The sequence below is a fragment of the Marinifilum breve genome, assembly GCF_003202155.1.
GTDB classification, from domain to species: Bacteria; Bacteroidota; Bacteroidia; order Bacteroidales; family Marinifilaceae; genus Marinifilum; species Marinifilum breve.
Genome location: NZ_QFLI01000014.1, coordinates 45,607 through 60,076 on the forward strand (window position 1 = coordinate 45,607; position 14,470 = coordinate 60,076).

At 34.2% G+C, this 14,470-nt stretch carries 15 protein-coding genes and 3 tRNA genes; 11 read left to right on the top strand and 7 right to left on the bottom strand.

What is annotated here, in order from left to right:
* Positions 1–113 precede the first annotated feature (113 nt).
* The 4 genes from tsaB to DF185_RS21560 all read left to right on the top strand — a co-directional run bounded on the left by tsaB (position 114) and on the right by DF185_RS21560 (position 3,677).
* A complete protein-coding gene (gene tsaB, locus DF185_RS21545; protein ID WP_110363577.1) occupies positions 114–827 on the top strand; it encodes a tRNA (adenosine(37)-N6)-threonylcarbamoyltransferase complex dimerization subunit type 1 TsaB in 714 nt (237 codons plus the stop codon).
* Between the two features lie 17 nt (positions 828–844).
* The gene (locus DF185_RS21550) at positions 845–1,609 is read left to right on the top strand and encodes a DUF3108 domain-containing protein (RefSeq protein WP_165836095.1); all 765 of its coding nucleotides are present in this window, start codon (positions 845–847) and stop codon (positions 1,607–1,609) included.
* A gap of 148 nt (positions 1,610–1,757) precedes the next feature.
* On the top strand, positions 1,758–2,327 hold the full coding sequence (efp, locus tag DF185_RS21555) for an elongation factor P (RefSeq protein ID WP_110363581.1): 570 nt from the start codon (positions 1,758–1,760) through the stop codon (positions 2,325–2,327).
* A 129-nt stretch (positions 2,328–2,456) separates the two neighbouring features.
* Entirely contained in the window at positions 2,457–3,677 is a 1,221-nt protein-coding gene (locus tag DF185_RS21560; protein WP_110363583.1) for a GAF domain-containing SpoIIE family protein phosphatase, read from the top strand.
* Between the two features lie 48 nt (positions 3,678–3,725).
* Here the strand turns inward: DF185_RS21560 and DF185_RS21565 are convergent, their stop codons facing one another.
* The 4 genes from DF185_RS21565 to DF185_RS21580 all read right to left on the bottom strand — a co-directional run bounded on the left by DF185_RS21565 (position 3,726) and on the right by DF185_RS21580 (position 7,214).
* On the bottom strand, positions 3,726–4,184 hold the full coding sequence (locus DF185_RS21565) for a DUF4625 domain-containing protein (RefSeq protein WP_110363585.1): 459 nt from the start codon (positions 4,182–4,184) through the stop codon (positions 3,726–3,728).
* A gap of 74 nt (positions 4,185–4,258) precedes the next feature.
* Positions 4,259–5,551, bottom strand: a complete 1,293-nt coding sequence (tyrS, locus tag DF185_RS21570) for a tyrosine--tRNA ligase (protein WP_110363587.1) — start codon at positions 5,549–5,551, stop codon at positions 4,259–4,261.
* Positions 5,552–5,652: 101 nt separating this feature from the next.
* On the bottom strand, positions 5,653–6,672 hold the full coding sequence (locus DF185_RS21575; RefSeq protein WP_110363589.1) for a DUF3667 domain-containing protein: 1,020 nt from the start codon (positions 6,670–6,672) through the stop codon (positions 5,653–5,655).
* Entirely contained in the window at positions 6,672–7,214 is a 543-nt protein-coding gene (locus DF185_RS21580; protein ID WP_110363591.1) for a CvpA family protein, read from the bottom strand. The genes DF185_RS21575 and DF185_RS21580 overlap by 1 nt, the downstream gene beginning before the upstream one ends.
* Before the next feature lie 134 nt (positions 7,215–7,348).
* On the opposite strand from DF185_RS21580, the gene DF185_RS21585 reads away from it, so the two are divergent.
* From DF185_RS21585 to DF185_RS21600, 4 genes are all read left to right on the top strand, one after another.
* Positions 7,349–8,860 carry a GH3 auxin-responsive promoter family protein gene (locus tag DF185_RS21585; protein ID WP_110363593.1) on the top strand — a complete coding sequence of 504 codons (1,512 nt, stop codon included), beginning with the start codon at positions 7,349–7,351 and terminating at the stop codon, positions 8,858–8,860.
* Positions 8,861–8,863: 3 nt separating this feature from the next.
* A complete protein-coding gene (locus DF185_RS21590; protein WP_110363595.1) occupies positions 8,864–9,634 on the top strand; it encodes a hypothetical protein in 771 nt (256 codons plus the stop codon).
* Positions 9,635–9,735: 101 nt separating this feature from the next.
* Positions 9,736–10,350 (top strand): deoxynucleoside kinase, encoded by a 615-nt coding sequence (locus DF185_RS21595; RefSeq protein WP_110363597.1) that lies wholly within the window; start codon positions 9,736–9,738, stop codon positions 10,348–10,350.
* Positions 10,351–10,374: 24 nt separating this feature from the next.
* Positions 10,375–10,989, top strand: a complete 615-nt coding sequence (locus tag DF185_RS21600; RefSeq protein ID WP_110363599.1) for a deoxynucleoside kinase — start codon at positions 10,375–10,377, stop codon at positions 10,987–10,989.
* Here the strand turns inward: DF185_RS21600 and DF185_RS21605 are convergent.
* The gene (locus DF185_RS21605; protein WP_110363601.1) at positions 10,986–11,642 is read right to left on the bottom strand and encodes an outer membrane beta-barrel protein; all 657 of its coding nucleotides are present in this window, start codon (positions 11,640–11,642) and stop codon (positions 10,986–10,988) included. The two genes, DF185_RS21600 and DF185_RS21605, sit on opposite strands and share 4 nt — an antisense overlap.
* An 86-nt stretch (positions 11,643–11,728) precedes the next feature.
* Entirely contained in the window at positions 11,729–12,919 is a 1,191-nt protein-coding gene (gene kbl, locus DF185_RS21610; protein ID WP_110363603.1) for a glycine C-acetyltransferase, read from the bottom strand.
* A gap of 380 nt (positions 12,920–13,299) precedes the next feature.
* On the opposite strand from kbl, the gene DF185_RS21615 reads away from it, so the two are divergent.
* From DF185_RS21615 to DF185_RS21625, 3 genes are all read left to right on the top strand, one after another.
* Positions 13,300–13,373: transfer RNA gene (locus tag DF185_RS21615), tRNA-Asn, on the top strand.
* Positions 13,374–13,421: 48 nt separating this feature from the next.
* Positions 13,422–13,495 (top strand) — tRNA-Asn (locus DF185_RS21620).
* Positions 13,496–13,544: 49 nt separating this feature from the next.
* Positions 13,545–13,618, top strand: a tRNA-Asn gene (locus DF185_RS21625).
* 49 nt (positions 13,619–13,667) lie between these two features.
* On the opposite strand, the gene DF185_RS21630 is transcribed toward DF185_RS21625, so the two are convergent.
* Complete coding sequence (locus DF185_RS21630; RefSeq protein ID WP_207784722.1) at positions 13,668–14,426, bottom strand: SPL family radical SAM protein; 759 nt, start codon at positions 14,424–14,426, stop codon at positions 13,668–13,670.
* Between the last annotated feature and the right edge of the window lie 44 nt (positions 14,427–14,470).

Genomic DNA, 14,470 nt, shown 5'->3' on the forward strand with positions numbered 1-14,470 from the left:
AATAATGATAGGTTCAAATTTTGATCTAACAAACTAATGTGCAATTTACTGATGTAATTCATTTAGTTTTCGCATTTTATCATTTATTTTGCAGTGATTTAAAAAATTAGAACATGGCATTACTTTTAAATATCGAAACATCAACAGCAATTTGTTCTGTTGCATTAGGGAAAGACGGGAAATTATTGGCTTTAAAAGAAAACAAAGAAGGCATGAAACATGCAAGCCATCTTACTGTCTTCATCGAAAATATCTTAAAAGAAAACAATTTAAGCACAGCTGATTTAGACGGTGTAGCAATTAGCATGGGGCCTGGTTCATATACTGGTTTGCGAATTGGTGTATCAACAGCTAAAGGCATTTGCTATGGTGCAGGAATTCCTTTAATCGCTGTCAGCACATTACAATCAATGACAAAAGCTTTGCAAAACAATTCTGATTTATCATCTGTAATAAAGAATCAGGAAAAAGTTCTATTTTGCCCTATGATTGATGCCAGAAGGATGGAAGTTTATACTGCTTTCTACAATGCAAAAGCTGAATTGGTAAAAGATATCTCTGCTGACATTATCGATGAAAACTCATTTACAAATGAACTTTCAGAACAAGAAATTGTTTTCTTTGGTGATGGTTCAGGTAAATGTAAAGATGTTATCACAAATGAAAATGGCATCTTTCTTGATGATATAAATGCAACTGCTGTTGGAATGATTGAGTTGGCAGAAGATAAATTCAACAAAAATGAACTGGAAGATGTTGCTTATTTTGAACCATTTTATTTAAAAGATTTTGTAGCAACAACACCTAAAAAGAATATCTTTAATTAAGAACTAAAACAATGCGTATGCTGAGATTTACACTATTTTTAATTTCCTTATTTGTACTGTCAATAAGTACATATTCTAATTCACCTGTAAAATCAGCTGATAAAGGGGAACATTTAAAATATGTAATCCACTATGGCATTGTGAGAGGTGGAAAAGCCAGCTTGAAACTTAAATCAGATAAAATTAATGGCAAAGAAGTATATCATGCCACTTTAACGGGACGAACTGTTGGGTTATTTAATACCCTTTATCGTGTTAAAGATACCTACGAAAGCTTTTTTGACAAAGAAACCTTACTTCCGGTAAAAGCCATCCGAAACATTAGGGAAGGAAGTTACAAAAGATATAACGAGGTTACTTTTGACCGTGAAAAAAATCAAATCAACAGTCAACGTTCGGGAATTAAAGATGTTCCTGTTGGCATTCATGATATCCTTTCTGCATTTTACTTTGCAAGGGCGTATTATTTTAATTCAGATTTAGAAATTGGTCAGGTAGTTAAAATCCAAACTTATTTCGCAGATGAAGAATTTCTTTTGCAATTTAGATTTATGGGATACGAAAATGTAAACAGCAAAATTGGAAATGTCAAATGTTACAAGTTTATTCCAATTGTTCAAACCGGACGTGCTTTTGAGGATGAAGATGATATGAAAATTTGGATTTCAGCAGATGCCAACAAAGTTCCAGTGCGTGTACAGTTTGATCTGTTTTTAGGATCTCTTCGTTGCGATCTGATAAATTTTTCAAATTTTTCCACAAGTTCGCTTCGTAAGAACTAAAATTCTTTATTTCTCATAGCTATCTATATCAAACAAAAACACTTAATATTTTAGATTATTAATTGTTTCGATTACTTTTGCACAAAATTAATGAGATGGAATGCTCATTATAAATTGAAATCGATTATAAAATTAAATTCATAATATCATGGCAAGTACTGCAGATTTTAAGAATGGAATGTGTATCCATTATAAGGATGATTTATATACAATTGTTCAATTTCAACACGTTAAACCAGGTAAAGGTCCAGCTTTCGTAAGAACTAAGCTTAAAAACGTTAAAACTGGTAAAATTATCGACAACACTTTTAACTCTGGAGTTAAAGTTGATGTTGCAAGAATTGAAAGACGTCCACATACGTTTCTTTATAAAGATGACATGGGTTACAACCTAATGCACACTGAAACTTATGAGCAAATTGCACTTGAAGAATCTCTATTTAATGCTCCAGATTTATTGAAAGATGGAGATCCAGTTGAAGTTGTAGTACACGCTGATACAGAAACTCCTCTATATGCAGAATTACCTGCTCACGTAACAATGCAAGTAACTTACACTGAGCCAGGTCTTAGAGGTGACACTTCTTCAACAAACTCATTAAAACCTGCTACAATTGAAACAGGAGCAACAATCATGGTTCCATTGTTTATTAATACCGACGATGTAATTAAAGTTGACACTCGTGATCACAGCTATGTTGAGCGTGTAAAAGCTTAATATCTGTAATCTTATCATATAAAAAGGATTCTTCATGGAATCCTTTTTTTATTCCCCTCTCTCAAATTGTCTGAAGAATCAATATTTACTAATTTAGAGGAAACCTAATTCTCTAAAAACCCCACTATAGTGATTAAGCAACAAGCCGTAAACAGTAAGTTTAAGCTAGATCTAATCTTAAAAATCACACAAGCAATCAACGAAAATTTATCCGTTGAAGATCTGCTAAAACAATATGAAGACATCCTATTTAATGAGCTGAAAATTGGTAAAATTGTCGTTTTTAAATTCAATTCTACTTGGGAGAAGTTGCTAATTTCTGGTGTTACCAATGGTACTATTAATAATATCAAAATTGAAAATGATTTAGCAAAGCATGATGAAATTACCTATATTTCAACAGACTTTCCTGAACATCTAAGAATATTTGATTTCTTAATTCCGGTATTTCATAAAAAATCAGTTCTTGCCTATATTCTTATTGGCGATTTGGATGAAGAAATGGAAGGCATGAGTCCCGCTATTAAGCACCTAGCCTTTATTCAAACCATTTCTAACATTATAATTGTAGCTATGGAGAATAAGCGAATGCACAAACAATTGCTTGTTCAGGAGGCTATAAAAAAAGAAATGGAATTGGCTTCTAAAATTCAAAATCTACTAATTCCAAATCAAAATGCTCTGCCACAAAATCAATTCATTTCAACTCAAGGGTATTATCAACCCCACTTCGAAATTGGGGGGGATTATTATGACTTTATCAATTTTAATGATCAGGAATTGGGATTTTGTATTGGCGATGTTTCGGGAAAAGGTATTCCTGCTGCCTTAATCATGTCTAATTTCCAGGCTACCCTACGAGCTCTATTTAACCCAGACACTCCATTGGATGAATTGATGAATACATTGAATCAGAAGGTTTGTGAAAGCTCTAGCGATGAAAAATTCTTAACGCTATTCATAGGTGTTTACAACTATACTACCCGAAAACTTCGATATGTAAACGCAAGTCATCATCCTCCTATTTTGTACAACTATAACACCAAAGAAACGGTACAATTAAAAAAAGGATGCATTGGTTTGGGAATGCTGGATGAAATCCCCATGGTATCGGTAGGAGAAGTTACCATTAAAGATCACTCAAAATTACTTTGCTTTACCGATGGATTAGTTGAATTAGAGGTAGGTGATAAAATGGAAGTTGGTATGCAATTAATAAGCAGTTTATTTTCAAACAATAAAAACCTGAGAGATACATTTCTTGATTTAACCAGACACATAGAGCTTGGCAAAAAGAACAAAGCTGTTGTGGATGATATTTCACTCTTTGGAATAGAATTTAAAGCATAAAAAAAGGATCGGGTTACCGATCCTTCTTTATTATATTCTTAATTCAAATTATTGAATTTGAAAATCCTTCACAGCAGAACCTGTTTTACCCGAAGCATCGGTTAATGTAACTGTTAATTTGTACATCCCCTTTTTAGCAACAGTATTCTCGCCAAAACGAGTTGAAACTGGAAAACTTACAGTCTTAGATTTTTCACCTTTAATGCTTGGTAATGAATTTCCTTCAGCATCTGTTAAATCAGAATTTGAATCAAAGGAGAAATCCTGATAAGTTTTCACCGTCATACCAATCGCATTTGAAAATACAATTTGCACTCTGTATGATTCAAGTTCCATATCATCACTTGCCGAAAATGCCACAGTATAATTATCTCCTGCTTTTACAGTTGATGCACTTGTAATGCTTACAGTTGGTTTATTCTCGTCAACAGGATCACTTCCGCCGCCGCCACAACTCATCATTCCTACAGAGAACAATACCATTAAGGCATACTTTAATAGTTTCATAAATTTTAATTTTTTGGTTATGATTTGGTTTTTGATTTTACTTTATCCCTTAAAAATAAAGCAATAGCATTAAATTAACAAGCCACAACTAAGAAATAATTCTTTTTGCCCTTCTGAACAAGAAAATACTTATCAGCAATAAGATGTTCTTTTGTTACTACTAATTCAGAATTCTGAACCTTTTCCTTATTGATACTAATAGCATTTCCTTTGAACAATCTTCTTAATTCACCTTTCGATGGAAATACTTCAGTCTTAACCGCTAAAAGTTCCAAAATATCAACTCCTGCTTCGAACTCCGATTTATCTACATTAAATTGAGGAACTCCTTCAAAAACTGACAAGAAGGTATCTTCATCTAATTTTTTTAATACATCGGCTGTAGCTTTACCAAACAAAATTTGTGAAGCTTCAACTGCCGTATTGTAATCCTCTTCAGAGTGAATCATGATGGTTACTTCTTTCGCCAAACGTTGCTGAAGCTTACGCAAGTGCGGAGCTTCTTTGTGTTCTTCTACCAAAGCTGCAATTTCTTCTCTTGGAATCAATGTGAAAATCTTGATATACTTTTCTGCATCATCATCCGAAGTATTTAACCAAAATTGATAAAATTTATATGGAGAAGTACGTTTAGGGTCCAACCAAATATTTCCTGATTCAGTTTTTCCAAATTTACCTCCATCTGCTTTAGTAATCAATGGACAAGTAATGGCCCAAGCCGTTCCTCCTTCTTTTCTACGAATTAATTCAGTTCCTGTAGTGATGTTTCCCCACTGATCCGAACCTCCCATTTGCAATTTACAGTTCTTAGAACGATACAATTCCAAGAAGTCAGTTCCCTGAACCAACTGGTAAGTAAACTCAGTAAAAGACATTCCGACTTTTGATTCAGAACTCAGTCTTTTCTTCACAGAATCCTTACTCATCATGTAATTCACGGTGATATGCTTTCCGATATCACGAATGAAATCTAGGAATGAAAAATCTTTCATCCAATCGTAATTGTTTACCATTTCGGCAGCATTATCAGCATTCGAATCAAAATCCATAAATTTTGACAACTGAGCACGCAAACACTCCTGATTGTGACGTAAAGTTTCTTCGTCTAACAAATTTCTTTCCTGAGATTTTCCCGAAGGATCACCAATCATACCTGTGGCACCACCAACCAACACAATTGGCTTGTGACCTGCCACCTGAAAGTGCTTCAACATCATTACACCAACCAAGTGACCAATGTGAAGAGAATCTGCAGTTGGGTCAATTCCCACATATGCTGATGTCAATTCTTTTTGAAGTTGTTCTTCTATTCCTGGCATCATATCGTGAATCATGCCACGCCACTGTAGTTCCTCAATAAAATTCATGTTTTCTATTTTTTTCCTTATTTGGATATATTTTATCCTATTTTTAATCGAACGACAAAGATAAGAATTTTGCCGTTTCTTTTTTCCTATTAAATTGGTTCTTAAGCTACCATTGCCACCAAACTCATAATGATTCCCGTGAAAAGTAGAATGTTATAGATAAAGGATACAAATACAAACTTAAAAAAGGTCTTTACCCATGATTGTTTGTAGTAAAATTTCATGGTTAGAAACAGTTGAATCGGAATTAAAAAGTACAGGTACAAAGCCAGTGTACTAATAAACTCTATGTTCACCATCAGCAACAGTTCACTTATAATGACGAGTACAAAAATGTATGCGTGAAAATTGAGCGAAATCAACAAATGTTCCAGCATGTAGTATTTTCTTCTGATATACACAAAAGCCAACGTCAAAGCAAAAAGCGGCAGGATAATTAACAGTGTTTGTGAAAGTTTCTTGAAAGCATTATCCATCATTAAAGAAGGATTTAACTTCCACATCTCGATAAGCTTTTTAATATCGTTATCCTGAATCAAACTTTCCTCATCTCTTTCATTTTCGGTAAGAGAATCTTTAGCAACATTTTTGGGATTTAAATTTATTTTAATACCTGTAGTATTTTCATTACTCTCTACTAATGAATCCAGTTTCAGATTATCAGGATCAAATTCATCGTCCTTAACAATTTCCTCAAGGAAAGAAACCATATCCAGTTTCTTACCATCATCTGTTTCAACAGCTAACTCTTTGGCTGCGGCACTTTCTGGTTTGTGATTATAGGCCAATAGTAAAAAGGCAAAAAAGGTTAAAAACAAGTACAAACGAAAAGGAGGCGTATACCGAGCTCTTCTCCCCCGCATAAATTCCCTGGTCAAATAACCTGGCTTTAGAAACAGGGGAATCAGTGTATGTATTAATCTATTGTCTACAGACAGCGCATCGCCTACAGATTCACTTACAACCGTCCAAAACGGACGTTGGAAACTTTTTGTTGATTGACCACAATTCGAGCAGAACTTCCCATTAACGGGAAATTCACAATTGGGACAAAATCCTTCGAAATGCTGAACTCTTTTTTTGGGTAATTTTCTTAGATACTTCTTAATTCTTTGCTTCATTATACTTCAACAGGTAGTTGTTTTTGGACCTTTTCTTTTATTTTGTCAGTAGTATCTCCTAAATCTGAATTAAATACATCGAAAATGATTTTTGATACTTGTACCATTGGCTGGTAGAGCAAGCTTTCTTCCTTTTTCTCCTTAGAAATAAAATCAAATTTCTGATCTAAAAAATTCACAAAGTATACCAATATACTTAAAATCAACACCCCTTTTATCAATCCAAACACAGCTCCCAACAAACGATTTACCACTCCCAGGGCCACTGCTTCAATTAAGGAATTCAGCATCTTGCCCAAAACATTTAACACAACCACTATTATCAAAAATGTAGAAATAAAAGCAATAATCCCCATGTAATTTGAATGGTAATCAAATTGGTTTTCAATGAATTCTGCAGTAAAATCTGAAAAGTGGATTGCTCCATAAATTCCTAAAATTAAAGCCAGTAGAGTAGCAATTTCAATAATTAGCCCTTTGGTAAATCCTTTATATATCGCATAAATTAAAGGTAAACCAATTAGGATATCAAGTATGTTCATAATGGGTTAGTTATAATTATCAATAGACGATCAAAGATAAGAAAAATCAACATAATGACCTTAATTTAGAATGAACTAAGGCAATATACCTGTTAAAAAATATTTATATTTAAGACAGCAAAAACGTTAATAAAATGGCATTTATCAACTCTCTTGTCAGCTGGTTAAATACCAAAAGACTTTCGCAAATAGATTTTTTCAAGGAGCATCCTATTGAAATACAGAAAGAAACTCTTACTCAATTACTAAATCAGGCATCTGATACTGAGTGGGGACGAAAGTACGACTTTAAGTCCATGCAATCTTTGCAAGACTTTAAAGAAAGACTTCCTATACAAACCTACGAAGACATTGAAAAACATATTGAACGCCTGAGAAATGGAGAACAAAACGTTTTTTGGCCATCAGAAATCAAATGGTTTGCAAAATCATCGGGTACTACCAATTCAAAAAGTAAATTTATACCGGTTAGTAAAGAAGCACTAGAAGATTGTCATTTTAGAGGGGGAAAAGATATTCTAGCCATTTATACATCTCTTTATCCTGATACAGGAATTCTATACGGAAAAGGATTAACTTTGGGAGGCAGCCATCAAATCAACAACATGAATAATGATTCTTACTATGGGGATTTGTCTGCCATCTTGATTCAGAATTTACCTTTCTGGGCCGATTTTATTCGTACTCCTGACACCTCAATCGTATTGTTGGATGAGTGGGAAGAGAAATTGCACAAAATGACTGAGGCAACATTAAACGAAAATGTTACCAGTCTTTCTGGCGTTCCATCATGGTTTTTGGTTTTACTCAAACACATTCTAAAAGTATCAGGTAAAAATCATATTCATGAAATTTGGCCAAATCTTGAACTTTTCGTTCATGGAGGTGTAAGTTTTACACCTTACCGCGAACAATTTAAAGAGATATTGCCTTCATCACAGATGAATTATCTGGAAACCTACAATGCTTCGGAAGGATTTTTTGGAATTCAGGATAATCCGGATGATGAAGCCATGTTATTAATGCTTGATTATGGAATTTATTATGAATTTATTCCGTTGGAAAATGTCAATGACGAACATCCTAAAGCCATTAGTCTGGAAGATGTTGAATTGCATAAAAATTATGCAATGCTTATTACTACCAATGGAGGACTTTGGAGATATCAAATTGGAGATACCATTCATTTTACATCAAAATCGCCATTCAAATTTAAAATAACAGGAAGAACAAAATTATATATCAATGCTTTTGGTGAAGAATTAATTATCGACAATGCTGAAAAAGCAATGAAAATAGCATGCTCCAAAACCAATTCGGTGATTAAGGAATATACTGCCGCTCCGGTTTTTATGGATAAAAACCAGAAAGGAACACACCAGTGGTTGATCGAATTCGAGCAAGCTCCACATAATATTGATGAATTTAATTACGTTCTGGATAATGCATTAATGAGTTTGAATTCGGATTATGAGGCCAAGCGTTACAAAAACATCACACTCGAAAAACCAATTGTAAGCATCGCCAAAAAAGGTTTATTTTACAACTGGCTAAAATCGAAAGGAAAACTTGGTGGGCAAAATAAAGTTCCGCGTTTATCAAATAATAGAACATTAATTGAAGAATTGCTTAAAGACAATCAATAACACATGCAGATTTTACTCATCTGGTTTTTATCTGTCCTTAACTTATATGAACCAACAAATATTAATACTCCTTGTGATTTCTTCGAAATTGATCACATGGGAAATGTATATGTGGTAAATGGTTCACAATTATCAAAGTACAATTCCGAGGGAGAACAAGTTTGTAATTTTTCAGATTCTTCATTGGGAAGTATCAGTTCTATTGATGTTTCAGATCCTTTAAGAATTCTATTGTTTTATCGAGATTTTAATCAGATTATTTATCTAAACAATAAATTATCAACCATTGGAAATGAAATCGATCTTTACGATATTTCAGATAATGAAACTGAATTTGTATGCAATTCTCAGAAAGGCGGATTTTGGATGTACAATTCGATAGAAAATCAAGCCACGTACATTACCAACAATGGCGAAATAGCAGCTCAAACTATTTTATTGGGTTCCTTTTTTGAAGATGCAGAGATTGTTAAAATGTTCGAACACAATAGTGATCTGTATTTACTATACGAAAACAAAGGCATTTTACAATTGGATCAAAATGGTCAATTTGTTCGAAAACTATCTTTTCAAGATATTCAAGACTTTCAGCTAATTGGCAAGCAAATTTATTATCAAGATAAAACTGGCATCCATCTTTATCAAGCTTTAAATCAATCCGATCAATTAATCCATACGAAAGAAGATCCTTCAAGGGAAATAATCCAATGTACAAAGGATAAAATTTTTATTAAAAATGAAAATTCCATATCAATTAAAACTCTAAGTTTCTGATTAAAAACCAAGTGCATTTATTCTCATTGATAAAGAATTGATATCCAAAAAAAATATTACTAATTTTAGTTGCATTTTTCCACTAATAACTAAACATAAATATGCACATTGCTGTAGCGGGAAACATTGGTGCCGGGAAAACAACACTGGCTGGATTATTGGCAAAACATTACGGCTGGGAAGCTCATTTCGAAGATGTGGACGACAATCCATATTTAAATGATTTTTACGATGATATGAATCGTTGGTCGTTTGCCTTACAAATCCATTTTTTAAATAGCAGATTCAATCAGGTTCTGGCTTTACGAGAATCTGGGAAAGATATCATTCAGGATAGAACAATATATGAGGACGCATACATATTTGCTCCAAACCTTGAATCAATGAACTTGATGCCCAAAAGAGATTTTGACAATTACCTGTCTCTTTTCGATATCATGAGTTCATTAATTCAGCCTCCTGATTTGTTGATCTACCTGAGAGCTTCTATTTCAACTTTAGTTGAGCACATTCAGGCCAGAGGTCGTGATTATGAAGAAACGATTCGACTGGATTACTTAAAGAGATTGAATGAAAGGTACGAAGCCTGGATTAATGGTTATACAAACGGAAAGCTTTTAATCATTGATGTTGATGATATTGATTTCCTAAATAATCCTAAAGATTTGAGCTCCGTAATCACTAAGATTGATGCTCAACTTCATGGGCTTTTTTAATTCACAACTGATAATTATAACACAATGCATATAGCCGTAGCTGGTAACATCGGATCAGGAAAAACTACTTTAACAGAATTATTAGCTAAACATTACAAATGGGAAGCTCATTACGAGGATGTGGATGAAAATCCGTATTTGAATGATTTTTACGATGACATGCAACGTTGGTCATTCAATTTGCAGATTTATTTCCTAAAGAGTCGCTTTACACAAATAATGGATATCCGTAATTCTGGAAAAAATGTGGTGCAGGATCGTACCATTTTCGAGGATGCCAAAATTTTTGCTCCTAACCTATACGATATGGGTTTGATGTCGGAACGCGATTTTAAAAACTATTGTAACCTGTTTCAATTAATGAGTTCGATGGTTCAAGCACCCGATTTATTAATCTATTTACGTTCTTCGGTACCTACGCTTGTTAATCAAATTCAAAAAAGAGGTCGCGATTATGAAGAAACGATCCGATTGGATTATTTGAAGAACTTGAACAACAGATATGAAAACTGGATTTCCAACTACAAAAATGGCAATTTGCTAATTGTTGATGCTGATAACATCGATTTCCTTGAAAATCCAGCTGATTTAAATAGTATTGTGGACAAAGTTGAAGCCAAGATCCACGGACTATTTTAAAATCTGTAAAAGAAACCTATTGATAATTCGGGGAGTGAGATTTTATCGAATCCTAAATAATATGGATATTCCTCCCCATATTCATCCTTTGCCGTTACCGAATCAGGAAAATTAGGAATAAAGGTATACCTCAGGTTCATATCAAAGCTCCATGTATCGGATATGTGATATAAAAAACCAATATTTGGAGCCAAACCTACTTTATTTTCGGTAATTGTTCGCTTACTGTTACTAGAACCTGAAGAAGAAGCTGTATAATCTATTTCATTCCGATAATAAAAATATCCGAAAGCAAGTGAAGCATAAGGTCTAAAATCTCGGTCCCAGGCATCGAAATAGTATGATGCTCGAAGTAACGCAGAACCAATATTGTAGTTTACATCATAGCTTCCCAAATGGCTTCCATCCCAAAATTTATCTTGTCCTAGCAAACTAAAAGACAATTCTGCTCCAACGCTTAATTTCTTGTTCAGCATTTTTCTCCCGGTCAAACGAAAGTTTGGACCTCCATTTGCCTGATCGCCAAAATCGCCAAGAGGAAATTGATAACCAATTGATCCACCAACAAAATAGTTTTGATCTTTGTAGTACTGCGAATAAGATTCAAAGGAAAAAATCAAAACTAAAACCAGAAATAAATATCGTTTCATCATCTTCACTACATTAATTTGCTGGAACTAAATTATAAAAAAACCGGAAACTCAAATGAGCCTCCGGTTTCAATATTTTATTGTGAGTTCTATTCAATCACTTTTAACTCTTTACCAATCTTGATAAATGCCTCCAAAGCTTTATCCAAGTGCTCTTTTTCGTGCGCAGCAGAAAGCTGGATACGGATACGAGCTTGTCCTTTTGGTACAACTGGATAATAGAATCCGATTACATAAATTCCTTCATCCAACAATTTAGCTGCAAATTGTTGAGAAAGTACTGCATCGTATAACATCAAAGCATTAATTGCAGAATCAGATGGCTTCACATCGAAACCTGCTTTTAATAATCCTTCGCGGAAATATTGAGCATTCCAGATTACTTTATCTCTCAACTCAGTTGATTCGCTCAACATATCGAATACAGCAATAGAAGCTCCTACGATTACAGGAGACAATGAATTTGAGAACAAATAAGGACGTGAACGTTGACGCAACATATCGATAATTTCAGCCTTACCAGTAGTAAATCCACCTAGTGCTCCACCTAATGCTTTTCCTAATGTAGAAGTAATGATATCTACACGATCCATACATTTGTGGTATTCGTGAGTTCCACGACCAGTTTCACCAATGAAACCTGAAGCATGGCTATCGTCAACCATTACCAATGCATTGTATTTGTCAGCCAAATCGCAAATTTCGTTTAATCTTGCAATATCACCATCCATTGAGAAAACACCATCGGTTACAATGATACGGTAACGCTGAGCTTGAGATACTTTTAATTGTTCTTCCAAATCAGCCATATCAGCATGCTTATAGCGGTAACGAGCAGCTTTACACAAACGAACACCGTCGATGATAGAAGCGTGATTCAACTCATCTGAAATAATTGCATCATCCTTTGTAAACAATGGCTCAAAAACACCACCATTAGCATCGAAAGCAGCAGCATACAAAATGGTATCTTCCATTCCGAAGAACTTAGCTATCTTTTGCTCTAATTCTTTATGAATATCAGTAGTTCCACAAATAAAACGAACCGAAGACATTCCATAACCGTGAGAATCTAAAGCTTTTTTAGCTCCTTCCATTACACGTGGATGTGATGATAATCCAAGGTAATTGTTAGCACAGAAATTTAATACTGTCTCACCAGTATTCACTTTAATTTCTGCTCCCTGTGGAGTTGTAATGATTCTCTCGTTTTTGTACAAACCAGCATCTTTAATGCCTTGTATCTCTTCAGCAAGATAGTCTTTGAATTTTCCGTACATGTGTATGTTGTTTTAGATATTTGAATTATCGTTTGAAAATTACAATCCAAAATTACAATAAAATTCGTCTCTAAAAGCAGGGAAATTCTGTTTTTTATATGCCTTTTTCAACATACGGAAGTAATCTTTACTGTATTTCTCAAATTTTTACTACAATCTTACTTTTCCACCTTACAATCCCCATCAATATTGATAAACAATTAGATAGGAACAAATCCTGATTATTCCACAGAAAGGAGGAAGAAAAAAAATGAATCTTTTTTGAAAAAATATTGAAATAGCTGTTGCATTATTGAGGAAAACCTGTTAGTTTTGCATCGCAATTTTCCTCAAGAAACACAGTTCAAACGTGAGGTGTAGAGGAAAATTAGGAGTTATACTCCTCCTTAGCTCAGCTGGTTAGAGCACCTGACTGTTAATCAGGGGGTCCTAGGTTCAAGTCCTAGAGGGGGAGCAAAAAACTTTTCTTAATGAGTTTTAAAATATATTAGGAGTTATACACTCCTCCTTAGCTCAGCTGGTTAGAGCACCTGACTGTTAATCAGGGGGTCCTAGGTTCAAGTCCTAGAGGGGGAGCAAAAAAACCTTTCTTAATGGGTTTAAAAATAAATTAGGAGTTATACACTCCTCCTTAGCTCAGCTGGTTAGAGCACCTGACTGTTAATCAGGGGGTCCTAGGTTCAAGTCCTAGAGGGGGAGCAAAAAAAAGAAGCCATCCAATTTGGGTGGCTTTTTTCGTTTTATACACCTAAAAAACAACCTGACATTCCATATTTAATCGTTCGCATTCCTTTTTTATTTGATTAGAAGCCGTTCTAGAATATTCTTTTGTGAGATACTGCTCCCTATTTAGTTTCTTAAAAATATGATCGGCATAGTGGTAGTTCAATTTGTCTACAATGATATAATCAACCGCCCCTGTCAATAACTCTACAAGATTTTCGGTTCTGGGAAGAAGAGGAGCAATCATAGCATAAGTTCTAAGACCAGCTGCTTTTAACTCTCTTAACACATTAATTCGGTCTATAATTGGAGGTGCTGAAGGTTCAAATATTTCTCTTACTCTATCGTGACCAGTTGGTATGGATAGACCAATTTCAATATCACTGAATTGGTGAAACAAATCCAGATCTCTTAAAACAAGTGGTGAACGTGTTTGTATAATCACCGGCCAATCTTCTGCTGCTAAAACTTCCAGGCAGGATCGGGTAATTTTATATTCTTTCTCCAAGGATTGATAAGGATCGCAAGTTCCACTAATCCATACCTTCCCTTTTTGTTTTTTCGCAATTTCCTTTTTCAATAGTTCCGCTGCATTTGTTTTTACATCTACAAATTGTCCCCAAGGCTCCACATGCTTTGTGTACTTTATCATGAAATTGGCATAGCAATACGAACAAGCATGCTCACATCCGGTATAAGCATTTAAGGCATAGGTATGAACTTTTGAATTAGACAGAATACTTCTGGCTATTTTCTCTTGAACTATAATATCAGATTCCGCCATTTATCAGGAAGAGTAATAAGTTTTTTAATTATTCTACAAAACTA